Annotated in this window: 20 protein-coding genes and 5 tRNA genes; 24 read left to right on the plus strand and 1 reads right to left on the minus strand. The window is 40.8% G+C overall.

Annotation, left to right across the window (positions count from 1 at the left end; genetic code table 11):
- Window positions 1–229: 229 nt before the first annotated feature.
- The 3 genes from rny (at window position 230) to DUL71_RS00910 (ending at window position 6,042) form a co-directional block, all read left to right on the plus strand.
- On the plus strand, window positions 230–1,795 hold the full coding sequence (gene rny / locus DUL71_RS00900; protein WP_112572683.1) for a ribonuclease Y: 1,566 nt from the start codon (window positions 230–232) through the stop codon (window positions 1,793–1,795).
- 63 nt (window positions 1,796–1,858) lie between these two features.
- Window positions 1,859–2,392: an Mpo1-like protein gene (locus tag DUL71_RS00905; RefSeq protein ID WP_114936337.1), complete on the plus strand. Its 534-nt coding sequence runs from the start codon at window positions 1,859–1,861 to the stop codon at window positions 2,390–2,392.
- 314 nt (window positions 2,393–2,706) lie between these two features.
- Complete coding sequence (locus tag DUL71_RS00910; RefSeq protein WP_114936338.1) at window positions 2,707–6,042, plus strand: TonB-dependent receptor; 3,336 nt, start codon at window positions 2,707–2,709, stop codon at window positions 6,040–6,042.
- 143 nt (window positions 6,043–6,185) lie between these two features.
- On the opposite strand, the gene DUL71_RS00915 is transcribed toward DUL71_RS00910, so the two are convergent.
- Entirely contained in the window at window positions 6,186–7,940 is a 1,755-nt protein-coding gene (locus DUL71_RS00915) for a lysophospholipid acyltransferase family protein (protein ID WP_114936339.1), read from the minus strand.
- Between the two features lie 74 nt (window positions 7,941–8,014).
- Here DUL71_RS00915 and DUL71_RS00920 point away from each other — a divergent pair, with 74 nt between their 5' ends.
- From DUL71_RS00920 to rplL, 21 genes are all read left to right on the plus strand, one after another.
- A complete protein-coding gene (locus DUL71_RS00920) occupies window positions 8,015–8,884 on the plus strand; it encodes a ComEA family DNA-binding protein (RefSeq protein WP_114936340.1) in 870 nt (289 codons plus the stop codon).
- Window positions 8,881–9,408 carry an adenine phosphoribosyltransferase gene (locus DUL71_RS00925; protein WP_114936341.1) on the plus strand — a complete coding sequence of 176 codons (528 nt, stop codon included), beginning with the start codon at window positions 8,881–8,883 and terminating at the stop codon, window positions 9,406–9,408. The genes DUL71_RS00920 and DUL71_RS00925 overlap by 4 nt, the downstream gene beginning before the upstream one ends.
- 360 nt (window positions 9,409–9,768) lie before the next feature.
- Window positions 9,769–10,950 carry an acyl-CoA dehydrogenase gene (locus DUL71_RS00930; RefSeq protein ID WP_112572669.1) on the plus strand — a complete coding sequence of 394 codons (1,182 nt, stop codon included), beginning with the start codon at window positions 9,769–9,771 and terminating at the stop codon, window positions 10,948–10,950.
- Between the two features lie 571 nt (window positions 10,951–11,521).
- Complete coding sequence (locus DUL71_RS00935) at window positions 11,522–14,725, plus strand: SusC/RagA family TonB-linked outer membrane protein (RefSeq protein WP_114936342.1); 3,204 nt, start codon at window positions 11,522–11,524, stop codon at window positions 14,723–14,725.
- Between the two features lie 14 nt (window positions 14,726–14,739).
- Window positions 14,740–16,239: a SusD/RagB family nutrient-binding outer membrane lipoprotein gene (locus DUL71_RS00940; RefSeq protein WP_114936343.1), complete on the plus strand. Its 1,500-nt coding sequence runs from the start codon at window positions 14,740–14,742 to the stop codon at window positions 16,237–16,239.
- Window positions 16,240–16,420: 181 nt separating this feature from the next.
- Complete coding sequence (locus tag DUL71_RS00945) at window positions 16,421–17,863, plus strand: TlpA family protein disulfide reductase (RefSeq protein ID WP_114936344.1); 1,443 nt, start codon at window positions 16,421–16,423, stop codon at window positions 17,861–17,863.
- A gap of 135 nt (window positions 17,864–17,998) precedes the next feature.
- Window positions 17,999–18,190 (plus strand): 30S ribosomal protein S21, encoded by a 192-nt coding sequence (rpsU, locus tag DUL71_RS00950; RefSeq protein ID WP_090528691.1) that lies wholly within the window; start codon window positions 17,999–18,001, stop codon window positions 18,188–18,190.
- A gap of 80 nt (window positions 18,191–18,270) precedes the next feature.
- Window positions 18,271–19,182, plus strand: a complete 912-nt coding sequence (locus DUL71_RS00955) for a tyrosine-type recombinase/integrase (RefSeq protein WP_114936345.1) — start codon at window positions 18,271–18,273, stop codon at window positions 19,180–19,182.
- A gap of 12 nt (window positions 19,183–19,194) precedes the next feature.
- Window positions 19,195–19,542 (plus strand): ribosome hibernation-promoting factor, HPF/YfiA family, encoded by a 348-nt coding sequence (gene hpf, locus DUL71_RS00960; protein ID WP_091213553.1) that lies wholly within the window; start codon window positions 19,195–19,197, stop codon window positions 19,540–19,542.
- A gap of 243 nt (window positions 19,543–19,785) precedes the next feature.
- Window positions 19,786–19,858 (plus strand) — tRNA-Thr (locus DUL71_RS00965).
- Between the two features lie 66 nt (window positions 19,859–19,924).
- Window positions 19,925–20,005 (plus strand) — tRNA-Tyr (locus DUL71_RS00970).
- 140 nt (window positions 20,006–20,145) lie between these two features.
- A tRNA-Gly gene (locus DUL71_RS00975) sits at window positions 20,146–20,218 on the plus strand.
- An 85-nt stretch (window positions 20,219–20,303) separates the two neighbouring features.
- Window positions 20,304–20,375 (plus strand) — tRNA-Thr (locus DUL71_RS00980).
- 60 nt (window positions 20,376–20,435) lie between these two features.
- The gene (tuf, locus tag DUL71_RS00985) at window positions 20,436–21,623 is read left to right on the plus strand and encodes an elongation factor Tu (RefSeq protein WP_091166595.1); all 1,188 of its coding nucleotides are present in this window, start codon (window positions 20,436–20,438) and stop codon (window positions 21,621–21,623) included.
- Between the two features lie 84 nt (window positions 21,624–21,707).
- A tRNA-Trp gene (locus DUL71_RS00990) sits at window positions 21,708–21,778 on the plus strand.
- Window positions 21,779–21,796: 18 nt separating this feature from the next.
- Window positions 21,797–21,991, plus strand: coding sequence for a preprotein translocase subunit SecE (gene secE, locus DUL71_RS00995; protein ID WP_112572730.1), 195 nt, complete (start codon window positions 21,797–21,799; stop codon window positions 21,989–21,991).
- 17 nt (window positions 21,992–22,008) lie between these two features.
- Window positions 22,009–22,551 carry a transcription termination/antitermination protein NusG gene (gene nusG / locus DUL71_RS01000; protein ID WP_112572658.1) on the plus strand — a complete coding sequence of 181 codons (543 nt, stop codon included), beginning with the start codon at window positions 22,009–22,011 and terminating at the stop codon, window positions 22,549–22,551.
- Between the two features lie 194 nt (window positions 22,552–22,745).
- The gene (gene rplK / locus DUL71_RS01005) at window positions 22,746–23,186 is read left to right on the plus strand and encodes a 50S ribosomal protein L11 (RefSeq protein ID WP_090528676.1); all 441 of its coding nucleotides are present in this window, start codon (window positions 22,746–22,748) and stop codon (window positions 23,184–23,186) included.
- 28 nt (window positions 23,187–23,214) lie between these two features.
- Window positions 23,215–23,913 (plus strand): 50S ribosomal protein L1, encoded by a 699-nt coding sequence (gene rplA, locus DUL71_RS01010; RefSeq protein WP_091213558.1) that lies wholly within the window; start codon window positions 23,215–23,217, stop codon window positions 23,911–23,913.
- A gap of 2 nt (window positions 23,914–23,915) precedes the next feature.
- Window positions 23,916–24,434: a 50S ribosomal protein L10 gene (gene rplJ, locus DUL71_RS01015; RefSeq protein ID WP_114936346.1), complete on the plus strand. Its 519-nt coding sequence runs from the start codon at window positions 23,916–23,918 to the stop codon at window positions 24,432–24,434.
- A gap of 67 nt (window positions 24,435–24,501) precedes the next feature.
- Entirely contained in the window at window positions 24,502–24,885 is a 384-nt protein-coding gene (gene rplL, locus DUL71_RS01020) for a 50S ribosomal protein L7/L12 (RefSeq protein WP_022833154.1), read from the plus strand.
- Window positions 24,886–25,092 lie beyond the last annotated feature (207 nt).

The raw sequence follows: 25,092 nt of genomic DNA on the forward strand, positions 1-25,092 counted from the left end.
ATAATATACAAGAGCACATTAAGATTTAACCGCAGTTAAATTTTAGGTTTCACTATTAAAAACTTAACGCTTCAATATTAAGCGGATCAAGAGGCATGCGTTAGTTGCGATTAACGTTAACCAACCCATGGTCCCCAATATCCGAAATGAAGTTTTAAATACATGATACTTAAAAGTTAGTTGCGGTTTTTTTATTTACATACATATATACAACACCACCAAACCTAAAATGGACATATTACTATACGTTATCATCGGCCTGCTTGTAGGCGCCATCATTGGCGTTTTGATTGGCCGCTTCCTGCTTCGAAAGCTTTTCAAAGACCAGGAAGCCTCAGCTCAGAATAAAGTGAAGAAGATTTTAAAAGATGCTGAAAATAATGCCGAGATCCTGAAGAAAAATAAGCTCCTTGAAGCAAAAGAGAAGTTTTTGCAGATGAAAGCTGAGCACGAGCAGGAAGTTAACAATAAAAACAACGCTGTAAACCAGCGCGAAAACAGCGTTAAGCAAAAGGAGCAATCATTAAATCAGCGCCTGGAAAATGTTAACCGCAAGGAGAGCGAACTTGACAACACCCGTAAAAACCTTGAGAAACAAACAGAGGTAGTGGTTAAAAAGCAGGACGAGGTTGAGCACCTGAAAAATCAGCACATCCAGCAACTGGAAACCATTGCCGGCTTATCTGCCGATGATGCTAAAAACCAATTGGTGGATACCCTGCGCGAGGAGGCCCGCACAAAAGCCATGATCCAAATCAAGGATATTGTTGACGAGGCTAAATTAACTGCCACCAAAGAGGCTAAGAAAATAGTTATCCAAACTATCCAGCGTACCGCTACCGAAAGCGCTATTGAAAATACGGTATCTATTTTCAATATCGAAAACGATGAGATCAAAGGCCGCATCATTGGTCGCGAAGGTCGTAACATCCGTGCTTTGGAAGCTGCTACCGGTATCGAGATCATTGTTGACGATACTCCGGAAGCAATCATTCTATCAGGTTTTGACCCGGTAAGGCGCGAGATTGCCCGTTTGGCAATGCACCGCTTGGTTACCGACGGCCGTATCCACCCTGCCCGCATTGAGGAGGTGGTTGCCAAAACCAAAAAGCAAATCGAAGAAGAAATTGTTGAAATAGGTGAGCGCACTGTGATTGACCTTGGCATTCATGGTTTACACCCCGAGCTGATCCGCATGGTTGGCCGTATGCGTTACCGTTCATCATATGGTCAAAACCTGTTGCAGCACTCGCGCGAGGTTGCAAACTTCTGCGCTACTATGGCTGCTGAGTTGGGCCTTAACGTAAAGCTTGCTAAACGTGCCGGCTTACTGCATGATATTGGTAAAGTGCCAGATGATAACCCGGAACTGCCTCACGCTATTTTAGGTATGCAACTGGCCGAAAAATATAAAGAACATCCTGAAGTTTGTAACGCCATTGGTGCTCACCATGATGAAATTGAGATGACCTCAATGCTATCACCAATAATTCAGGCTTGTGATGCTATTTCAGGTGCACGTCCTGGTGCCCGCCGCGAGGTTGTTGAAAGTTACATCAAACGATTGAAAGAGTTGGAGGAATTAGCGCTTTCATATCCTGGTGTAGAAAAAACCTTCGCGATACAGGCCGGTCGTGAATTGCGTGTTGTTGTTGAGAGCGAAAAGATCAGCGATGCGCAATCGGAAGTGTTGGCTGCTGATATTTCAAACAGGATCCAGACAGAAATGACTTATCCTGGTCAAATTAAAGTTACCGTTATCAGGGAAACCCGCTCGGTAGCATTTGCCAAGTAATCATTATAAAATTAAACAGCACCCTTCCGGCACAAAACCGGAGGGGTTTTTTATTTTTACAGCGTGGCCGCAAAAACTAACAACAAACAAAAAGCAACGGTAAATATTGATGAACGCCCGGTTGATCGCTATTTCAGAGAATATGAAGAAGCTCACCAGGATGACGTTAACCGTATAATACATTATATCTGCATCCCGACTTTAGCGTTTAGCCTCTTCGGGTTGATCTGGGCCGTTCCTTTTCCACATTTGGGCTTTTTAGGAATTTATAATGGATATTTTAACTGGGCCTCATTTGTTATAGCTATTGCCATCTATTTCTATTTAAAACTCTCACCAATTATATCCTACTTTATCCTGTTTGTTTTATTAGGGTTTAGTTACGGTATAATGGAGCTGGTAGCGTGGCAGCAAACTGGAGGGCCTGCTATGTGGCTGTTATGTGTTTCTATGCTTATTCCTTCTGTAAGCGCATTGCTCATAGGCAATAGCCGCGAACCGGAGTTTGCCAAAAACAAACTCAATATCAAATCACTAACTATAGCGCCGGCATACCTGCTGAATCAATTGCTTAATAAGCTGAGAATCAAAAATTGATCTTATCATATCGTTTATTAAGCATTTGTTAAAAACCTAATTATCATTAATTAGGTAGATTGGCTTAATAGTGTCAGGTTTTAGTCTTAATGTGCATAGTTGTGTAATTTATGCTCAATCTGTAATTGAGGGAAAAATTAACATTATGCATTGGGGTTGTTTTGTATCTTTTTGATAATCAGTGGTTTTTATTTTTTCGCAGATGCTTTTATGTTAAGCAAAAAAGAAATCATTAAGTAGTTGTTAATATAATAATCTGGTGTTAATGTAAACTTAACATTGTCTGGGCAATTTTGTGCAATAAAAAATCACAAATGAAAAAGCTCTACTTTCTTATTTTAACACTAATAATTATTGGGGTTGGGGGCGTTGCAAACGCTCAGATCACCACCTCGGTACTTGTTGGTAAAGTCACAGATCAAAAAGGTACTACACTTCCGGGTGTTACCATTACTGTGCTTAACACCAGCACTGGTACCAGGTATGGTGCTCAAACCAATGCCGAAGGCCGTTTCTCGGTTAACAACATTAACCCGGGTGGTCCTTACACCGTAACCGCTACTTTTATCGGTTACAAAAAAGACGAAAAAAGCGACCTGACACTTCAATTAGGTAACGCTACTTTAAACTTTGTATTGCAGGACGAAACTACTACGCTGCAAGAGGTTAAAGTAAAAGCTTCTGCTGGTCCGGCAAAAACAGGTGCAAGTACCCGTATTGGTCAAAACCAGATCCGTACTGCTCCTTCAATTAACCGCAGCTTGCAGGATTTAACCAGAAATACCCCTCAAAGTAACAATAACTCATTTCAGGGTACCAACTACCGTTATAACAACGTAACGCTTGACGGTGCTATCAACAATGACGCTATCGGTTTCAGCCCATCATTAGGTGGTCAGAACAACGCTTCAGGTCAGGTAGGTAGCAGTACCCGTACAAGCCCTATCTCTCTTGACGCTATCCAGGACATCCAGGTTTATGTTGCTCCTTACGATATCAAAATTGGTAACGTATTAGGTGGTAGTATCAACGCTGTAACCCGTAGCGGTACAAATGATTTTAGCGGTGCTGTTTATGGTTACGGCCGTGGATCATTTATGGTGGGCGCTAACAATGCCAAAGCTGCTTTAGGCGGTGATGGTTCAAAACTTAGCGATTTTCATGATTACCAAACCGGTATCCGTTTAGGTTTCCCAATCATTAAAAATAAATTATTCTTCTTTACCAATGAGGAGCTTGCCCGCAGGCAGGATCCGGTTATCCGTGGTCTTGATCACAATGGTTCGGCTAATATCTTAAGCCAGGCTGATGGTGATAAATTGGTTGCAGCATTTAAGGCATTTACTACAGATGCTGCCCACCCAAATGGTATTGATCCAGGTACTTATAACAACACTACGATATTCTCTAACTCAAACAAATACTTTAACCGTTTAGATTGGAATATCGATGATCACAACCAGTTAACTATCCGTAACAATACCATCAGCTCAAAAGCTACAAACTTAGAGCGCGATCAGCAAAATTTCCGTTTCAGCGGTATTGATTATACTTCACACAATAACTCAACTTCAACAGTTGCGGAATTGAAATCAAGGTTTTCAGGTAACTTAAGCAATAGCTTGGTTTTAGGTTACTCTGCAGTTCATGATTATCGTGACCCTAACTCAAACCCAGCGCTACCTCAAATCGAGATCACTGGTCGTACCCCAGGTACAACCATATTCATGGGTACCGACCGTGAAGCCGCTATCTTTGATATGCACCAAAAAACTGCTGAGTTTACCGACAACTTAACCTTAACAAAAGGAAAACATACGTTTACATTTGGTACTCACAACGAGTTTTATAATATTACTTATAACTTCGTTAACGCATGGAACGGTCGTGTGGCTTATAGCAGCATTGAAAACTTTATTGCCAACAATCCTTCTCGTGTACGTGCAAACTTTAATTATACAGATAATACACGCGATTATATCTTAGCGCATCCTTCAGCTCAGTTTAAAGTGAACCTGCTGAGTTTATATGGACAGGATGATATTCAGTTAACTGACAACTTTAAGTTGACTGTAGCTTTACGTGCCGATTATGCGGGTGTGCCAAACAAACAACCATTGAGCGATAAAACAACTAGTGCTCCGGTTGATCCAAACTATGGCACTACTTATACTTATACCAAACCAAAAGATATCAAACAAAATTACCTGGGTAACATAGAGTGGAACCCACGTGTATCATTTAACTATGATGCCAACGGTGATCAAAGTGTTATTTTACGTGGTGGTAGCGGTTTCTTTACCGGTCGTGTTCCTTTTGCATGGTTTGGTTACGCGTTTTATAACAACGGTGCTACTTACGGAGCTTATGATAAAAAACCATCAGCTACATCGCCGATTACTCCTGGTACTAACCCTATTCAGGCTCCTTCTAATGGCGGTTTAAACTTTGTTAATCAACAAGGTAACTTTAATACTGGTGCTACCGGTTCTACCCAGGTGGATATGATTGATAATAACTTCAAAATGCCACAGGTATGGAGAAGCAGCTTAGCAGTTGATTATACAACTGATAACCAATGGAAATTTACTGCCGAAGGTATTTATACTAAAGTTATCCACGACTTGAAATTCCAACAAGTAAATACCAAGGATAGCGTAACTTATTATCCTTATGATACCCAGCACCAGCAGCCGATATTCATCAACAAAGGAATCAACTCAAAATATACCAACGCTTATTTGTTATCAAATACCAGCGAAGGCTACCGTTACAGTGCAACTGCACAAGTAGCGAAATTTACTCAGTTTGATCCACTGAACGCATTAAACTTCTCGGTTGCCTATACCTACGGGCACTCTAAAGATGTTACCAATGGTATTCGTAACTCAATGGAGTCAAACTGGCAGTTGAACCAGGCTTTGAATCCTAACAATCCGGGCTTAGCCAATTCAAACTTTGATATCCGTCACCGCATCGTATCAAACGTGAACTTCAAACACGATTGGGATGCCGGACACAACTATACAGCTAACTTCTCTTTCTTCTTTAGCGCACAAAGTGGTAACCCATATACCTGGGATACTTATCCGAATGCTATCGATGGAACAGGTCAGCAATTGAGCCTGGCTTACATTCCAACCAGAGATGAAACAGCTAAGATGATTGTGGATCAAGTGAAAAATGGTGTAGTAGTACAAACTGCCGCACAACAGATAGCTGCATTTAACGCATACGTTGATGCCGACAAATATTTAAGCTCACGTCGTGGTCAGTTTACCGAACGTAATGCTGCTTTCACACCTTGGAACAATCAATTAGATTTCCGCTTTACTCAAGACTTTAAATTTGGTAACGGTAAACACAAACAGATGATCACATTTACTTATGATATCATCAACCTTACCAATTTATTGAACAAGAGCTGGGGCCAATATTATTTCTCAGCAAATACATTCAACTCTTCAGCAAGTGTTGGTTTAACGCCGGTAAGTGCCTTGCCTGGTGCAGCTGGTGGCCCTGCATTTGTTAAAAATGGTAATGTGGCTTCATACCCAACTTATAATTTTACCAACCCAGGTTTACCATACTCAGTTGATTTGTTCGCTTCACGCTGGCAAATGCAATTTGGTTTACGTTACAGCTGGTAATTGTAAAACAAAATATAGTTAACAAAAGGGCCTCCGATATCGGAGGCCTTTTTGTTTTAGAGGAATTGTATAATAACGGTTTATAAAAAAAGAGAGACAAGCCCGTCGTGGGTGTCTCTCTTTTTTTACTGTGAGGTGGGTGCTTATAAATTTTTCCCCAGCTTATCCAATATATCCTGTGGTACTTTTTCAAGATCAAGCACCAGGAAGCCATCAAGGCAATCGGCAAACTTAGGATCGATGTTAAAGCTGATGATCTTTGCATTCAGGGCAATATACTGACGAAGCAATACCGGCACTTTCATGTTTCGGGTTTCTACTTCCGATATCAGGTTATCGAGGCCTTTAAAACTGTCTTCGCCGGCCATGAGCAGGTCGGTATCAATTTTGGCAAAATCAACCTTGAATTTTTTGCGCGGTTTAACGTACTGCGCCATTTCATGATCAAAGTGATTGCGGTTGATATAATCTACAATAAGTGATTTCGAAAACTTGGAGAACGAGTTACTGATACTTACAGGCCCAATCAGGTAACGGTAACGTGGATTATCTATCAGGAATTTCAGGATGCCTTTCCATAACAGGAATAACGGTAAAGGCTTAGTTTGATACTCTTTGCGGATCCACGAGCGGCCCAGTTCAAGGCTGCGGCGCAATACCGGAATAAATTGCGTTTTAAGTTTAAACAACTCATTCACATAAAAGCCCTTTTTGCCCACGCTGTAAAAGATCTCATCCCCCAATCCAATGCGGTAAGCACCTACAATCATTTTGGCCTCAAAATCCCAGATAAAAAGGTGATGGTAATAAATATCATATTCATCCAGGTCGATGCTTTTATTTGTTCCTTCGCCCACTTGCCTGAAAGTGATCTCTCTTAAACGGCCAATCTCGCGAATTACATTCGGAATGGTTGAAGTAGGAACAATAAATACTTCGTAGTTTTTTTCGGTCCAAACCTTGTAGTTTTCCCTTAGCGGCTCTATTTCTTTTTCAAGGATAGCGCTATCAATTTCAGGAGCAATTTCTTCCGCGTCACGTTTAATTTTAAACAGGTTACGCGGGCTAAAGATTTTCTTTTCTTCTTCCAGGCCAGTGCCTAAAGCATAAGTACGGGCACGTAAAAAGTTAAGCAGTTTTGTACTGTTAGTATAATCAGGAATTTCGGTTACGTTGATAGGCTTGCCTATACGCAACTTAATGGTATGGCCATGCTTGTTAAATAACTCTGAGGGTAGCTTGGCTGTGCGCAGGGTAGGGTGCAGTAAACTCAGGAAGTTAAACAGTAAGCCGTTGTTACCATGGAAGTAGATTGGAACAACAGGTACCTTAGCTTTAGCTATGATTTTGCCCACAACGGGGTGCCACATACGGTCGGTCACCTGTTTTTGTTCTACTTTAAAGGTTGAAACCTCACCTGCAGGGAAAATACCTATCGGCGTACCTTGGTTTAACAATTCAAGTGTGTTTTTTAGGCCACTTATGCTTGATGAATGTTCAACGTTTTCAAATGGGTTTACCCCTATAAAATAATCGGCAAGGTTTGGGATTTTTTTGAGCAGGAAGTTGGCCATCAACTTCGAGTCGGGGCGGGCCATGCAAAGGATTTTCAACAGCACCATGCCCTCGATACCCCCGTAAGGGTGATTTGCTATGGCAATAAAGCTTCCGTCTTTAGGTATGTTACGCAGCTCGCGCTCGTCAAATTCAATGTCGATGCCGCATCCCTCTAATATTGCGTCAACAAACTCAGGTCCTTGTTTAGGTTGCGCCTGTGCAAACAGGTCGTTTACCTGGTTTATCTTCATTAATTCCATCAATAAAGCGGCCAGGCCCGGCATTTTCAACTTATCCAGTTTGGTGGCTTTGGCAAACTCTTCGGTGGTTATAACTTTCATTGTTTATAAGCAGTATGTTTTAACAAATAAATATCCTAAATTTTTATTTAATTTAACGGCAGGAATGTATATAAATGAGGCCGCAAGTTAAAAGCTACCTGTCCATCACAAAAAAAGAATGGAACGGAATGGTAGTGCTGATTATTTTAATAGCGATGGTTTTGTTGGCCCCCTATGTATTCCTGGCAAACCACAAAGATAATACAATAAATTTTAAGGCTTTTGATAAAGCAGTAGCCGATGCCAATAAAACGGGCGATCTTATAGCTGATGAGAATACTTCTGCCACCAATCATACAGTTTTACCCGTTACACTCTTTAAATTTAATCCCAATAATTTAGCCGTTGCAAACTGGATAAAGCTTGGCCTTACAGCGCACCAGGCACAGGTGATTAAACATTACGAAGAAAAAGGCGGGCGGTTTTTTACCAAAGGAGATGTGCAGAAAATGTACAGTATCAGTCCGGTCGAATACAAGCGTCTTGAGCCGTATATTGATTTACCTGATGGTGCTGCCCTGCATCTCAATAAGGTTAAGCCGGGCGAAGTAGTTGATATCAACAGTGCTGATTCAGCGAGGCTTACCATGATCCACGGGATAGGCCCCGCGTTCGCCCGGCGTATTGTTCGTTATCGTCAGCGGGTTGGCGGCTTTTACAGCAAGGAGCAGTTAAAGGAAGTTTATGGCCTTGACCTGGAAAAGTACGACCAGATAAAAGATGAGGTTGCGGTAGATGGCAGGCATATTATTAAAGTGAACATTAACACAGCTACTTTTAATGATCTCAAACGTTTTCCGTATATGAGTTTTAAGCAGATGGATGCCATTATCGCTTACCGCGATGAGCATGGTAATTACAATACCTTGACCGATCTGAAAAATATTGCCATACTTAATGACGGAATTTTGCGTAAAATTGGGCCTTATTTAGTTTTCAAATGATAGCTCAGCAAATAAAAGCAGCCATAAGGGATATTCCCGATTTTCCGAAACCAGGAATTATTTTTAAAGATATCACCCCCATACTTAAAGATCCCGAACTGTGCGAAAACATTGTTGACGCTTTTGTTGAGCAGTTGAAGGGTACCCGTATTGACGTTGTGGCAGGAATTGAAAGCAGGGGCTTCCTGTTTGGGCTTACCTTGGCTACCAAATTAGGTGTTCCGTTTATTCCGGTGCGCAAGGCCGGCAAGCTGCCGTTCACCATAAAACAAAAAGCATATAAACTGGAGTACGGTACCGCGACTATCGAACTGCATACAGATGCCTTTGAACCGGGCCAGCACATCTTATTACATGACGATTTGCTGGCTACCGGTGGAACCGTAACCGCGGCAAGCGAACTTATTAAAGAAATGGGGGGCATTGTTGCCGGTTTTTCCTTTGTAGTAGGACTTGGGTTTCTGAATGGCCGGGATCGTATAACACCTATTTGCGATAAGCTGGTGGTGTTGGCAGATTATTAATTATTGAATTCTTTACTATCCCTCGCGTTAGTGATAGGAGCGGATACCGGCCTGCGAGCCTATGAGCGTGCTGCCCGGCCGAAGATAACACTATGACCTAAAAAAGGCACGAAACATAAATGTCAAGCTTTCCTGACTCTATTTATAATCACTGTTTTAGTAGCGAGATACTAAAACAGTGATTATATTAATATTTTCCTGAAAAATATTTTTACCAATTTTTCTACCCCAAAACCACCCTATTTAAACTAAACCTATAATTCATACCCAATACCAAAGCGTTCTTGATTTGCAGGCTTTTACAGGCAAACCAATGTCATTTTTTATACGTTATTTTGTTGGTAACCAATTATAAAATGTATGGATGCGATGTTAACTGATACCCCTCATACCGATGGGTATAATTTTGCTATGAACGAAAATCAGCAAATGGTTGGCCAGATGGCCAAAGACTTTGCCGAACGCTATATTAAACCTCATGTAATGGAGTGGGACGAGGCCCAGCATTTTCCTATCGACTTATTTAAGCAACTGGGCGAATTGGGCATGATGGGCGTTTTCGTACCTGAACAATATGGTGGCTCTGGTTTCGGATATTTTGAATATGTAACCGTAATAAGTGAGATAGCCAAAGTTTGTGGGGCTATAGGTTTATCAGTTGCTGCTCATAATTCGCTTTGCACGGGGCATATCCTGGCCTTTGGGAACGAGGAGCAGAAACTTAAATGGTTGCCTAAACTGGCTACCGCCGAGTGGCTTGGTGCCTGGGGGCTTACTGAGGCCAATACCGGGTCGGACGCGTTGGGTATGAATACTACCGCTGTTTTGGATGGTGATCATTATGTGGTAAATGGTTCCAAAAACTGGATAACCCATGGCAAATCGGGCAATGTTGCCGTGGTGATGGTACGTACCGGCAACAAAGGCGATTCGCACGGCATCTCGGCTTTGGTGATTGAAAAAGGTACACCGGGATTTACTCATGGTAAAAAGGAAAATAAGCTGGGCATGCGTGCTTCAGAAACTACCGAACTTATTTTTGATAACTGCCGTGTGCCTAAAGAAAACCTGCTGGGTGTTGAGGGTGAAGGTTTTAAGCAAGCTATGAAAGTGTTGGATGGTGGCAGAATTTCGATAGCGGCACTGTCGTTAGGAATAGCAAAAGGCGCCTTTGATGCCGCTGTTGCATATGCCAAGGAACGCCACCAGTTTGGGCAACCTATTGGTAATTTTCAGGGGATAGCGTTTAAGCTGGCCAATATGGCCACTGAAATAGAAGCTGCCGAACTATTGATAATGCAGGCGGCCGATTTAAAGAACAGGCATTTGCCGGTAACCAAACAATCGGCCATGGCTAAATATTTTGCCTCTGAAACGGCGGTACGTACAGCTACCGAAGCTGTACAGATCTTTGGCGGATATGGCTATACAAAGGATTTCCCGGTGGAGAAATTTTACCGCGATGCCAAACTTTGTACAATAGGGGAGGGAACAAGTGAAATCCAAAAAATAGTGATCAGCAGGGAAGTGTTGAAAGGTTAGTAAACGATCAAAAAGGCCTGGCGGAAGACAATTTTACTATCGTCTTCTGTCAGGCTTTTGTCATTTAGTATGCGGTTTAAAGCCATATATAGTGGTTTTTATCACGTAAATATATTGTTACATCTATTTTTAAAGCTTAAAAACATGATTTTAGTAATGTTTTTAATGCTTTTTCAGGGAAATAATTTCTTCTTAGAGGCGGTTTCGCCGGGCTTTTTAGGCTAAAACTGACGCGGTTTTATGCGTCTTTACACACAGATTTTTCTATTTAATCTATCGTTGCAGTTAATTTTATTGCAGTTTGATATACAGACGCTTATAAAGCAAATTAGGAAAATGCCTCGCGCATTTTCCTAATTTATAATTAACAATATTAACTGACTTATTACCGGCCGGATCTAATCGGCCATGTGGTATTAACGTCGGCAAAGGTAATTTCTTGTTAGTTATTTCCTAAAACATTCTCTATGGTTAAATAAATTCCTGTAAAGGAAATATTACATTCGGCTGTTGTTTTATTTTACCCTTGTATATTAAGTTTGCCGTCTTAACTATTAGCTAAATTTTTTCTATGAAAAAACGATTACTACTAATTTTGTGCAGTTTCGTATTCGCTGTAACACAGCTTTTTGCGCAAAATCACACTGTTACCGGCACGGTAACAGCCAAAGAGGACGGTCTTCCTCTGCCGGGTGTATCGGTTAAAATAAAAGGTACAACAACCGGTACTCAAACTACCGTCGACGGTAAATTTTCACTTAGCGTTCCTAACAACGCGGTTTTATCATTCAGCTTTATTGGCTATGCCACTCAGGATGTTCCTGTTGGAGCTTCAGCAAACCTGAAAGTGGTTTTAGAAGCGTCGGCTAAAGGCCTTAATGAGGTGATTGTGACTGCCTTAGGTATCTCAAGGCAGCAAAAATCATTAGGCTATGCCGCGCAGCAGGTAAAAGGTGATGACCTCACAGTAACCAAGCAATCTGACCTTAACACTGCCCTTGCCGGTAAAATTGCCGGTGTACAGGTGTTAGGTGGCTCCGGCGCTAAATTTGGTACATCAACTATTCGTATCCGTGGTGTCAATTCATTATCAGGTGCTAATCCTATTTACGTGGTTAACGGTGTTGTTACCGATCCTAACGCTGTCAACAACGATGATATCGAGTCGCTAACGGTGCTTAAAGGCCCTGCTGCTACCGCGCTTTACGGTCAGCGTGCATCTGAAGGTGCAGTTGTGGTAACCTTGAAGAAAGGCGCCGATAAAGGGATTGGTGTTTCATTAAACCAATCAACAACCTTTGAAAAAGTTTATCAGTTGCCTCAATATCAAAATGAGTATGGCGGTGGTACAAGTACGCAATGGGATACTTACACCTACGATCCTAACAATGGATCTCCGGCATCATTTGCTAAATTTAATGGTGTAAAAATTTACGATTATGGTGTTGATGAAAGCTGGGGCCCTAAAATGGACGGTACCCTGTATGCGCCATGGTATTTCTGGGATCCTTCAAATCCTGACTTTGGTAAGTTAAAACCGTTTGTGGCCCAGCCAAACAACGTACGTGATTTTTACCGTACAGGTGTTACTTACAATACGAATGCTGCCTTTTCAAAAGCTGCCGATAATTACAACTTCAGGGTATCATATACTAACATCGATCGTACTGGTATTACCCCTAACAGTAACCAAAAACGTAACAACGTTGGTTTAAACGGCGAGCTTAAATTAACCAAGAAATTAACAGTAAGCGCTAACTTCAACTTTTCGCAAATCAATTCAAATAACGTACCTCAGGAAGGTTACGGTACTCAAACTGCCGGTTCATTTAGCCAGTGGTTTCACAGGGATGTTGAAATTGACAAGCTTAAGAATTACAGAAGGGCTGATGGTACTTATACTTCATGGAACATCACAAGTCCTGACGACTTAACGCCACACTACTGGGATAACCCATATACTGAGGCTTATGTGAATACTTCACAGTCAAACAACAATCGTGTATTTGGTAACTTAACTGCTTCTTACCAGTTTACTAAGGATCTATCTTTGTCGTTAATTGCAAGGGAAGATCTATTAAACCGTGATGATAACTCACGCGTAGGTTCGGGTACTGTTAACACCGATTCATATTCACAAAGCCAGTACACTTACAAAGAGAATAACTATGTTGCTAACTTAGCATATAGCCACAATTTTAAAGATCTTTCTGTAAAAGCCGGTTTATATGCCGAAACCCGTCAGGACCGTTACCTGTATACTTCTGGTAATACAAATGGTGGCCTTTCTATCCCTGAATTGTATACGCTTACCAACTCTTTAAATGCTCCAACATCATTTAGTTACAAAGCACTATCAAGGATAAACAGCTATTACGGTTTTACTTCATTCGGGTATAAAGATTTCTTATATCTTGATTTCAACGCTCGTAATGATATTTCATCAACTTTACCGATAAATAATAATTCATATTGGTATGGCGGTTTATCAGGTTCATTCGTGTTCACCGAACTGATGCCGAAAAATGACATCCTTACATTTGGTAAATTAAGGCTTTCGGCTGCTAAATTGGGTTCTGATGCTCCTATCTACTCAATTTACCAAACTTATAACTTAACTACCACACCGTACGGACCTACAAAAGTGGGTAACGCTGCAATTCAAACTGTGCCAAACACGCTGCCTAATCCAAACCTGAAGCCATCGCTTTCTACATCTTATGAGATTGGTACCGAGTTGCATTTCATTAAAGACCGTGTAAGGTTTGATTTCAACTACTATACACGTACTCAAAAAGATCAGATCCTGCCACTTCCGGTAAACGGAACTTCTGGTTACTCTACAGCGGTGATCAACGCAGGTCAGATCAGGAACAACGGTATCGAGATCACTCTTGGCGGTACACCAATTAAATCGAAAGAATTTACCTGGAATTCTGATTTCAATATTTCATTCAACAGAAATAAAGTTATATCACTATACCCTGGCCTTAATAATCTGAAAGTTACTCCTGATGGTTTAGGTGGTTATACAGCTTCGGGCGGCAATCAGGCTGCAGGTACCCAAAGCTTTGGCTTTGTTGGTTCACCAAGCTTTGGTGTTAATGGTATAGTAGGCAAATCTTATGGTCAGATTATAGGATCGGGCTTTACCCGCGACAAAAACGGTAACATCATAGTTGGTGACGACGGCTTACCTATTGTAAACAATACCGTTAATTTAGGAAGCATGCTGCCAAGCTTCACCGGTGGTTTTACCAACTCGTTTAACTACAAAAACTTTATCCTGGCTTTCTCACTTGATTTCCAGAAAGGCGGCAAATTTGTGTCAGTTACCCAGCAAAACCTTAACGGTTCTGGTTTAGGTATCGAAACTGTAGGTAACAATGCTAAAGGCAATCCAAAACGTAACCCAGTTGCCGATGGTGGCGGTGTTTTAGTTGCTGGCGTTCATGAAGACGGTACACCTAACACTACTTACGTTGAAACACGTACCCTGTATGAGCAGTCATATAGCCAAATCTGGGAAAAATGGACTTACGATGCTTCTTACATCAAATTAAGAGAAGTTAGCGTAGGTTATTCATTCCCTAAAAAAATGCTGGGTAGGTTGCCGTTCCAAACAGCATATTTTGGCATAACTTCTCAAAACCCTTGGATGATCTATTCTAAATTAAAAGGAGTAGACCCATCTCAATTACAAACCTCTTTCTACGAAGGTGGTCAGTTACCAAACACAAGAAATTTAGGGTTTAACATCAAGTTAACGTTCTAATTAGCGCACAAATCATGAAAAGAATATCTAAGATTAGTAAATATATAGTTGGGGCGGGTATAGTTATCCTGGCCTCATGTAAAACCGGGGGCGACTTGAATGTTAACCCCAACCAATCGCCAAATGCGCTGCCTGGCTTTTTATTGTCCAGTGCTATTCAATACCTGGGCGGTGTTAGTGGTGCGGGTGCTACAACCAACATCAACGCGTTTACAGGCAATTTGTATTCGCAGTACCTGGCAGAAACCTTTTACACCAATGAGTCATTGTTTTCATTGAAACAATACGATTATCAGGGTTACTATACCGGTCCGTTAAAAGATCTGAAAACGATAATAGAAGTTAACACAGATCCAACTAAAAAGGATCAGGAAATTGTTAAAAGGTATGGCTCTACCAGCAATCAAATTGCTACGGCCAGGATTCTAACCGCTTTTATCTACCTGACTATTACCGATCGTTGGGGCGATATTCCTTACTCACAGGCTTTAAATGGTAAGGCTAACTTTTCTCCGGCGTTTGACGCTCAAAAAGATGTGTATACAGCTTTAATGAAAGAGCTTGACGAAGCGCAGGCTCAGTTTGACGGCGGGGCATTTTTCGATGGACAACAGGATATTTTATTTGGCGGAAGTGTCACCAAATGGAAACACTGGGCCAACTCATTACATGCAATCATGGCTTTGAGGCTTTCGAAAGTTGACCCGGCTACCGGCAAAACAGAGTATGCCAAAGCCGTAGCTGGTGGTCTAATGGCTTCAAATAACGAAAACGCGGTTTACGCTTACCTTGCTGCTCAAACTAACGAAAACCCTTACTATACTAACTACCGTAACCGTTATGATTACGCGGTTAGCAGTTTAGTTGTTAACACACTAACTAATCTTCATGACCCAAGGTTATCTGTTTATGCGGCGCCAACTGCAGCAGGTACTTACGTAGGTTTACCGTATGGTACATATGGCGATGCTTTGGGCGATTATAATCAAGGTACACGTAGCAAACCAGGCAACATATCGTTAATAGGTATAGCTGTTTCTGGTCAGGCTTCACCAACTGTTTGGACTTCATACGCACAAATCATGTTTACACAGGCAGAAGCTGCCCACCTTGGCTGGATAGCCGGTGGTGACGGTGCTGCCGCTGATTACTATAATAAAGGCGTAGAAGCGTCATTGGAACAAAACGGTGTTACTCTAACTAATGAACTTGCTTATCTTGCTCAGGCATCAGTTCAGTTTTCGGCTGCAACAGCAATGGATCAGATCATGACTCAAAAATGGATTGCCGGTTTCTTAGGCAATGGTTGGGAGTCATGGGCAGAGTACCGTCGTACAGGTTTGCCTAAGCTGCTTGATCCGGTTCCTGGTTCATTAAGCCCGGGCCAAAAAATCCCGCGCAGGCAACAATACCCGCAAACAGAAAGTGATCTTAACACGGCCAATTATAATGCTGTGATTGCACGTCAGGGTGCAGATGCACTTAATACAAGGGTATATTGGGATAAACAATAATTATTGAACCCAAAGTATATTTAAAACAACAAAGGCTGCCATTGGCGGCCTTTGTTGTTTATTAACGTTTGCCATCAAAAGCGGGTTAGGAGTTAAGGGAGAGATCATTCATATTTAAGACTATTTAACAAATGGCGTTTATAAAACAGGCTATCTTAGTTTATATAATCTTAAACCTTTCATGAAAATCAAATTTATCTTGCCCTTGTTTTTACTTTTTCTATTTCACAATCCAATTATTGCTCAGCAAAAACAGCCTGTTATTAAAATTGATAATGGGGTGAAGGTTAATAAGCATCCGGTTTCACGCGGTCTTCTCAATGTATCCGACTTAAAACACGGAAATAATGAAGTGACTATATCCGGGAAACTTGTGAACTTTAATGACCGGGCTATACTATTTGACTATTCTGAACTATCATATTTAAAGCCTTTTGAGAGTAACCTACAGATCATGCCTGATACAAACGGGTATTTCTCTGTCAAATTCAATTTAAAGGAAGCTAACTATTTTTTTCTGGGACGAAATGAGCTTTATCTTTCGCCTGGTGACGTGCTGAATGTGGTTGTGGATTACAATGCACCCGAGAAATCCGTGTTGCATGGTGCCGGAGCCGAGGCCGATGATTACCTGAAGACTGTACCGTTCCCCAAATCAGGTTCGTATTTGAATGGAGGTCTTAATATAAGGCGTACGCTAAGGCAAACCCTGGATACGGTTTTGCAATTAGCCCAGGCACGGCGTGATAAACTTAAAGCTACCAAAAAGCTGCCAAAGGATTTTGCTGATATTGAAAAGGCACGTATAGAGGCCGACCTATTTAGCAGCTTTAAATTGTTAGCCGGGTTTTTTATCAGGGGAAACAGGGTATCTGATAGTGAAAGGGACTCTGTGTTTGCTGAATCAAAAAAGCTGCTTGATCCCTTATGGGACAAATATGCTGTAAATCTCATGAAAGTCGACAATCTCAAACTTGAAGCATTCAGGAGTAATTATTACAGCATCCTCGATAGTTATAAAAGAAATCAAACCCCTGTTGACGCCCGGATAAAAGACTGGCAATATGCTTATGAGTTGGTTTATGAGATAAATCACATCGATGATAAAAAAGTGTTGGCTACCTTTTTACCTAAAATAGATTCGATAAAGAATAGCCGGTACAGGGAAGCAGCCCGCGAAACACTTAGCAACAAGCTGGAATTTACTACCGGAGATCTGGCTGAGGATTTTACCGCTGTTGACGCCGATAATCGGCCGGTAAAACTGAGTAGTTTAAAAGGCAAGGTTATCTATATTGATCTTTGGGCTACATGGTGCGGCCCGTGTCTTGAAGAAATGCCCCGCTTTGAAAAATTAAAAAAACAATATGAAGGTAACCAGGATATTGCATTTGTTGCACTTAGTGTATACGACAATAAAAAGCTATGGAAAGATTATTTAAAAAGAACTAATGCAAAAGGCGTGCAGCTATTTGCAGACATCATAACATTAAAACCTTATAAGGTACTGTCAGTCCCGCGGAGTGTAATTATTGATAAGAATTTTAGAGTGGTGATGCTTTATGGCCCGCTGCCTTCAAATCCTGGCTTGAAAGATTATTTAGATACACTTTTAAAGAAATGATCATAAAAATTGAAAGTCATTGATAGCGTTGAGTGTATAATCTTCAGAATCAAAAAATAATTCCTGCTCTCTCTTTGATATTCAAAACATTGTGATTATCTTTGCCCTCCCTTGAAAGGAGGTATTTTAGGAATTATGATCATTATTAACGTAAAAGACGGCGAATCATTAGATAAAGCATTGAAACGCTTCAAAAAGAAATTCGAAAAAACAGGTGTTTTAAGAGAACTACGTAGTCGTCAGGCTTTCGAAAAAAAATCTGTAACCCGTCGTCATGTTGTTAAACATGCTATCTACAAACAGACATTGAATCAAGAAACTGTTTAATTGTAAAATTTTATAGTTTTCTTAACACTATATTAAAACTATTTGTACATTCATAATCCCGGATGTATAAATAGTTTTTTATGTTTTTAGAGCGTTTTATCCAGTACATCAAGTATGAAAAGCGGTATTCAGTCCATACTGTGTCCGCGTATCAGTCAGACCTGGATCAGTTTGTGCGCTTTTTAAACAATCCCGGCGGTGCCAATCCTGGGCCCGAGCCGGTTATCACCCATCCATCGCAGGTAAGCTATCATGACATCCGTAACTGGATGGTTGAGTTGCTTGACCAAAAACTTACTGGCCGTTCTGTTAACCGGAAAATGGCTACGCTGCGCAAGTACTTTAAATTTTTACTGCAGGAAGGCATCGTTGAAACTAATCCGACATCGCGTATCCATTCACAAAAAATTGCCAAAACCCTGCCCGTGGTGGTTGAAGATGCTCGTTTAACAAAAATGTTAGATAGCGATGACGTTTTTACAAACGACTTTCCGGGGCTGCGCGATAAACTTGTTATTGAGATGTTGTTTGGCACCGGTATACGCCTTGCCGAATTGTTAGGCATTAAAGAACAGGATCTTAACCTTGATGGGGGAGTAGTGAAGGTATTGGGGAAACGTAATAAAGAACGTATCATTCCTATCAATAACGAGCTGAAGATCCTGTTGCCTCAATATTTGGAGTTAAAGAAAAATCAAAATTTTAATAACAATTCCTTTACATTTATCGTTACAAATAAAGGAGCCGATGCTTATCCGAAATTGATTTATTTAATAGTGCAGAAATACCTATCCAACATATCAACTCAAAATAAACGGAGCCCTCACGTGCTCAGGCACACGTTTGCAACCACCATGCTAAACAACGGGGCCGACTTAAATTCAATTAAAGAACTTTTGGGCCATGCTAACCTCAGCGCTACCCAAATTTACACGCACAACTCAGTTGAACGACTAAAATCTATTTATAAACTCGCCCATCCAAAGGCTTAAAAAGGAGGAAACATGAAAATTACAGTGCAGTCAATTCATTTCACCGCAGACAGGAAACTTTTAGATTTTATTCAGAAAAAGGCAGATAAGCTTGATACGTTTTATGATCATATTATTAGCGGTGAGGTTTACTTAAAGCTTGAGAATGTGGAAGATGAATGTAATAAGATAACGGAGATCAAATTATTGCTACCAGGAAACCAGATCTTCGCTAAAGAGAAATGTAAGAGTTTTGAGGAAGCTACCGACCTGGCAGTTGAGAGCCTGAGGAAGCAAATTGAGAAGCATAAACAAAAGAAAGCCATTGCTGATGCTACGGCCAAAAAAGCTGTTTTAACGGCAGCAGAGGACGGTTTTTAGTGATATAGAGGGGCTTACATTGAGCCAAATTCGGCAGGTTTTTAGCCTGCCGAATTTTTTTTATAAAAAATTTTGACGTGGTGTTATTTTTTGTAGATTTGCAGTCCCTTTCGGGGAGGTATTTAACGCCTCAAAAAAAAGTTAAAATAGTTCTTTAAAATATCAAAAAGCTTATTACTTTTGCGCTCCGTTACCGAAAGCCACACACGGTTTAAAATAACGAAAAGGCAAATTTAAATATAAGCCTCCTTAGCTCAGCTGGTAGAGCAACTGACTTGTAATCAGTAGGTCATTGGTTCGATCCCGATAGGAGGCTCAGTTTTTTTCGGAAAGATAATGTTTAGCTTCAATTTTGGACATTGTTAATCCGGGATAAACTACTGGGGGGATACCAGAGCGGTCAAATGGGACGGACTGTAAATCCGTTGCTTCGGCTACGAAGGTTCGAATCCTTCTCCCCCCACATATTAAGTAGGCAGTTTATAGTTCGCGGTTAGTGTAAAGCTAACGGGATTGTAAACTGCTGACTTGATTAAGGAGGTTTGAGGAATGAACTTTTGGTACTTAACAAGTGCTGGAAATAACAAACTAAAAGCTTAACAAGCGGAAGTAGCTCAGTTGGTAGAGCGATAGCCTTCCAAGCTATAGGTCGCGAGTTCGAACCTCGTCTTCCGCTCGGTTGCAGATAGCAGTAGGCCGTAAGCAGTAAAGTAACTGCAAGCAAACAACTGATAGCTGTAAACTAAAAAAAAAGAAAATAAGCCGACGTAGCTCAGGGGTAGAGCACTTCCTTGGTAAGGAAGAGGTCATGGGTTCAAATCCCATTGTTGGCTCGGTGTTATTGAAACATTACATATAAAGTTAAAATTAACCTACAAAATAATTTATAGATCATGGCAAAAGAAAAGTTTGACCGCAGTAAACCGCACTTAAACATCGGTACAATCGGTCACGTTGACCACGGTAAAACAACCCTTACCGCAGCTATCACTAAAGTTTTGGCTGATGCAGGTTTATCAGAAGCTCGTTCATTTGATTCAATTGACTCGGCTCCTGAAGAAAAAGAACGTGGTATTACCATCAACACTGCCCACGTTGAATATTCAACAGCTAACCGTCACTACGCACACGTTGACTGTCCAGGTCACGCGGATTACGTGAAAAACATGGTTACTGGTGCTGCCCAAATGGACGGTGCAATCATCGTAGTTGCTGCAACTGATGGTCCGATGCCACAAACTCGTGAGCACATCCTGTTAGCTCGTCAGGTAGGTGTACCTGCACTTGTTGTTTTCATGAACAAAGTTGACATGGTTGATGATCCGGAATTATTAGAGTTAGTAGAAATGGAAGTTCGTGAATTATTATCATTCTACGAATTCCCAGGTGATGATATTCCAGTTATCCAGGGTTCTGCATTAGGTGGTCTTAACGGCGATCCTACCTGGGTTGGTAAAATCATGGAGTTGATGGATGCTGTTGATAGCTACATCCCAATCCCTCCACGTTTGACAGATCTTCCTTTCTTAATGCCTGTTGAAGACGTATTCTCAATCACTGGTCGTGGTACTGTTGCTACTGGTCGTATTGAGCGTGGTGTAATCAACTCAGGTGAGCAAGTTGACATCCTTGGTATGGGTGCTGAAAACTTGAAATCAACTGTAACTGGTGTTGAGATGTTCCGTAAGATCCTTGATCGCGGTGAAGCTGGTGACAACGTAGGTTTATTGTTACGTGGTATTGAGAAAACTGATATCCGTCGTGGTATGGTTATCTGCAAACCAGGTTCAGTAACTCCTCACACCGATTTCAAAGCAGAAGTTTACGTATTATCAAAAGCAGAAGGTGGCCGTCACACTCCATTCTTCAACAAATACCGTCCGCAATTCTATTTCCGTACCACTGACGTTACTGGTGAGATTTCATTAGAACCAGGTGTAGAAATGGTTATGCCAGGTGATAACGTTACAATCACTGTAAAGTTGATCAACGCTATCGCAATGGAAAAAGGCTTACGTTTCGCTATCCGTGAAGGTGGTCGTACCGTAGGTGCTGGTCAGGTAACTGAAATCTTGAAATAATTGATATTTCAATAAAAGGTTAATTTGAAAACATAAGTTTAGCCTTCAACGGCAAACTTATGTTTTCTTATTATAAAATAACACACGGGAATAGTTCAACGGTAGAATAGAGGTCTCCAAAACCTTTGATCAGGGTTCGAATCCTTGTTCCCGTGCTTAAGCACAATATAAAAATGGCAGGCGTAGCTGAATATATTAAAGAGTCATACATCGAGTTAACCGAAAAGGTTACCTGGCCTACATGGCGCGAGCTGCAAAGCAGCGCTGTTTTGGTATTGGTTGCCGCTGTAATTATTGCGCTGGTTATCTTAGGTATGGACCAGATCATTAATTATTTGCTTAAACTGTTTTACACATCACTAACATAATATCAGGGGAGAAGCAGATGAGTGATCAATTGAAATGGTATGTAGTTAGGGCTATTAGTGGTAAGGAAAAAAAAGTTAAACAATATATCGATGCCGAAATTAGCCGTTTGGGCATCGGTCATTTGGTACCACAGGTATTAATACCTACTGAAAAGTATTACCAAATGCGCGATGGAAAGAAGATAGCTAAAGAGCGTAACTACTTTCCTGGCTATGTGTTGATGGAAGCTGTTTTAGATGGCGAAACCGAACACATTATCAAAAACATAAACAGCGTAATAGGTTTCCTGGGTGATAAAGCCGGAAATGCTATCCCGCTTCGCCAGTCAGAAGTTAACCGTATTTTAGGTAAGGTTGATGAGATGAGTGCCCAGGGTGAAACTATGAGCGTACCTTACTATGTAGGTGAGGCTGTTAAAGTTATGGACGGGCCTTTCAATGGTTTCAGCGGCGTTATCGAAGAAGTTAACGAAGAGAAGAAGAAACTGAAAGTAATGGTAAAGATATTCGGGCGTCGTACGCCGCTTGAATTGAATTACATGCAGGTAGAAAAAGAATAGTTTTTTTGTCATCTGTACCCGACTGGAAGGCGGGTATTATCACATGATAAATTAACAGGTAAAATATTAAATACAAAAGGTTTAAATATTAAGAAAGCGTTAAGTAAGCTAAAATTAATATCAAACCGTAAAAATCTTAAATGTTACTAAGCTTCCACGTACTAACATTGAGTTTATAATTAAAGTAAATTAAAATGGCAAAAGAGATCGGTGCAATGGTTAAGCTGCAAGTTAAAGGCGGCGCCGCAAACCCATCACCACCAATTGGCCCTGCATTGGGTGCAAAAGGTGTGAACATCATGGAGTTTTGCAAACAATTTAATGCACGCACCCAGGACAAAGCTGGAAAAGTATTGCCTGTTTTGATTACTGTTTATGTTGACAAATCATTCGAATTTATCATCAAAACCCCTCCCGTTGCTATCCAGTTATTGGAAGCTACCGGTTTAAAGAGTGGTTCTGCTGAGCCTAACCGTAAAAAAGTTGCCAGTGTTAACTGGGAACAGGTTGAGACTATAGCAAAAGATAAAATGGTTGACTTGAACGCGTTCACAGTTGAATCGGCCATGAAAATGGTGGCAGGTACTGCCCGCAGCATGGGAATTACCGTATCAGGTACAGCTCCCTGGAATTAATTAATTTATACAAATCAGTTTAAAGACAGTGGCAAGATTAACAAAAAATCAAAAAGTGGCACTCTCCAAAATTGAGGCAAACAAATCGTACACATTAGAAGCTGCATCAGCTTTGGTAAAGGAATTAACCTTAACTAAATTTGATTCATCAGTTGATATAGACGTTCGTTTAGGTGTTGACCCGCGTAAAGCCAATCAAATGGTGCGTGGTATTGCAACATTGCCTCATGGAACCGGTAAAACTGTACGTGTATTAGTACTTTGTACTCCTGATAAGGAGCAAGAAGCTAAAGACGCTGGTGCAGATTACGTAGGTTTGGATGATTATATTGCCAAGATTGAAGGCGGATGGACTGATGTTGATATTATCATCACTATGCCAAGTGTTATGGCTAAAGTTGGTCGTTTGGGTCGTATTTTAGGCCCGCGTAACCTTATGCCAAACCCTAAATCAGGTACAGTTACCCCAGAAGTTGGTAAAGCTGTAACTGAGGTAAAAGGTGGTAAAATCGATTTCAAGGTTGACAAAACCGGTATCATCCACACCTCAATAGGAAAAGCATCTTTCTCTGCAGATAAAATTTATGAGAATGCATTAGAAGTATTGCAAACAATCTCTAAATTAAAACCTTCTGCAGCAAAAGGAACATATTTCAAGAGTATTCATATCTCTTCAACTATGTCGCCAGGAATTACAGTTGAAACTAAATCAGTAGCGGGGATCTAATCATGAATAAAGAAGAAAAATACGACCTTGTTGTAGCCCTTACTGAGCAAATCAAAGAGTATGGTAATTTTTATATCACTGATACCTCTGATTTAACTGTAGCCAAGATCAACAATATCCGCCGTAAATGTTTCGAAAACGACATTACAATGCAGGTAACTAAAAATAGCTTGATTAAAAAAGCTATGGAAGCTGCTGGCGGTGATTTCAGCCCGATATTTGACGTGTTGAAAGGTTCATCATCAATCCTTTTCTCAAAATCAGCAACTGCACCAGCAAAGCTGATCAAACAATTAAGGAAAACAGGTGAGAAACCAATCTTAAAAGCAGCTTATATTGATTCGGCAGTATTTATTGGTGATAACCAGTTAGATACTTTAACCAAGCTGAAATCGAAAGAACAATTGATCGGCGAGATTGTTGGCTTACTTCAATCACCTGCCAAAAACGTTCTTTCTGCTCTTCAGTCAGGCGGAACAACAATTGCAGGCCTCGTAAAAACATTACAGGAAAGAGGTTAACGAACGCCTCGATAATAAGGTTCGATAATAACAAACAAAAAGCATTAAAAGTAAAAATTTAAATAAAATGGCGGATTTAAAAGCGTTTGCTGAACAGTTGGTAAACTTAACAGTAAAAGAAGTAAACGAATTAGCTCAAATATTAAAAGACGAGTATGGTATTGAGCCTGCTGCTGCTGCTGTAGCAGTTGCTGCTCCTGCTGCTGACGGTGGCGACGCTGCTCCAGCTGCTGCTGAGCAAACTGCATTTGACGTTATCCTGAAAGAAGCTGGTGGCGCTAAATTAGCAGTTGTTAAATTAGTAAAAGACTTAACTGGCCTTGGTTTGAAAGAAGCTAAAGATCTTGTTGACGGTGCACCAAAAGAACTTAAAACTGGTGTAACTAAAGAAGAAGCTGAATCTTTGAAAAAACAATTAGAAGAAGCCGGAGCAGTAGTTGAGGTTAAGTAATTTAACCTACTAAAATATAGCATCAAGACTCCGACCATATTGGTCGGGGTCTATTGCTGTTTATAAAGGTTTGGATGAAGAAGATAATAGATATGAGATATGAGATATGAGATCTTCTTCCTGCGGGTTTAACAGGAACACAGATCTTCAAAACATATTTTTTAGTCTCAAATCTCACATCTCAGATCTCACATCTATCAAGTTTAT

Origin of the sequence: Mucilaginibacter endophyticus, assembly GCF_003351025.1 — a bacterium.
Lineage (GTDB): Bacteria > Bacteroidota > Bacteroidia > Sphingobacteriales > Sphingobacteriaceae > Mucilaginibacter > Mucilaginibacter endophyticus.

Excerpts from the sequence above, each read along its gene's own strand:
- DUL71_RS00925 (WP_114936341.1), top strand. The coding sequence starts at position 8,881 with ATGATAGCTCAGCAAATAAAAGCAGCCATAAGGGATATTCCCGATTTT.
- rplL (WP_022833154.1), top strand. The coding sequence starts at position 24,502 with ATGGCGGATTTAAAAGCGTTTGCTGAACAGTTGGTAAACTTAACAGTA.
- DUL71_RS00940 (WP_114936343.1), top strand. The coding sequence starts at position 14,740 with ATGAAAAGAATATCTAAGATTAGTAAATATATAGTTGGGGCGGGTATA.
- DUL71_RS00915 (WP_114936339.1), bottom strand. The coding sequence starts at position 7,940 with ATGAAAGTTATAACCACCGAAGAGTTTGCCAAAGCCACCAAACTGGAT.
- secE (WP_112572730.1), top strand. The coding sequence starts at position 21,797 with ATGGCAGGCGTAGCTGAATATATTAAAGAGTCATACATCGAGTTAACC.
- nusG (WP_112572658.1), top strand. The coding sequence starts at position 22,009 with ATGAGTGATCAATTGAAATGGTATGTAGTTAGGGCTATTAGTGGTAAG.
- rplJ (WP_114936346.1), top strand. The coding sequence starts at position 23,916 with ATGAATAAAGAAGAAAAATACGACCTTGTTGTAGCCCTTACTGAGCAA.
- tuf (WP_091166595.1), top strand. The coding sequence starts at position 20,436 with ATGGCAAAAGAAAAGTTTGACCGCAGTAAACCGCACTTAAACATCGGT.
- rny (WP_112572683.1), top strand. The coding sequence starts at position 230 with ATGGACATATTACTATACGTTATCATCGGCCTGCTTGTAGGCGCCATC.
- DUL71_RS00955 (WP_114936345.1), top strand. The coding sequence starts at position 18,271 with ATGTTTTTAGAGCGTTTTATCCAGTACATCAAGTATGAAAAGCGGTAT.
- DUL71_RS00930 (WP_112572669.1), top strand. The coding sequence starts at position 9,769 with ATGGATGCGATGTTAACTGATACCCCTCATACCGATGGGTATAATTTT.
- DUL71_RS00945 (WP_114936344.1), top strand. The coding sequence starts at position 16,421 with ATGAAAATCAAATTTATCTTGCCCTTGTTTTTACTTTTTCTATTTCAC.
- hpf (WP_091213553.1), top strand. The coding sequence starts at position 19,195 with ATGAAAATTACAGTGCAGTCAATTCATTTCACCGCAGACAGGAAACTT.
- DUL71_RS00935 (WP_114936342.1), top strand. The coding sequence starts at position 11,522 with ATGAAAAAACGATTACTACTAATTTTGTGCAGTTTCGTATTCGCTGTA.
- DUL71_RS00920 (WP_114936340.1), top strand. The coding sequence starts at position 8,015 with ATGAGGCCGCAAGTTAAAAGCTACCTGTCCATCACAAAAAAAGAATGG.
- rplK (WP_090528676.1), top strand. The coding sequence starts at position 22,746 with ATGGCAAAAGAGATCGGTGCAATGGTTAAGCTGCAAGTTAAAGGCGGC.
- rpsU (WP_090528691.1), top strand. The coding sequence starts at position 17,999 with ATGATCATTATTAACGTAAAAGACGGCGAATCATTAGATAAAGCATTG.
- DUL71_RS00910 (WP_114936338.1), top strand. The coding sequence starts at position 2,707 with ATGAAAAAGCTCTACTTTCTTATTTTAACACTAATAATTATTGGGGTT.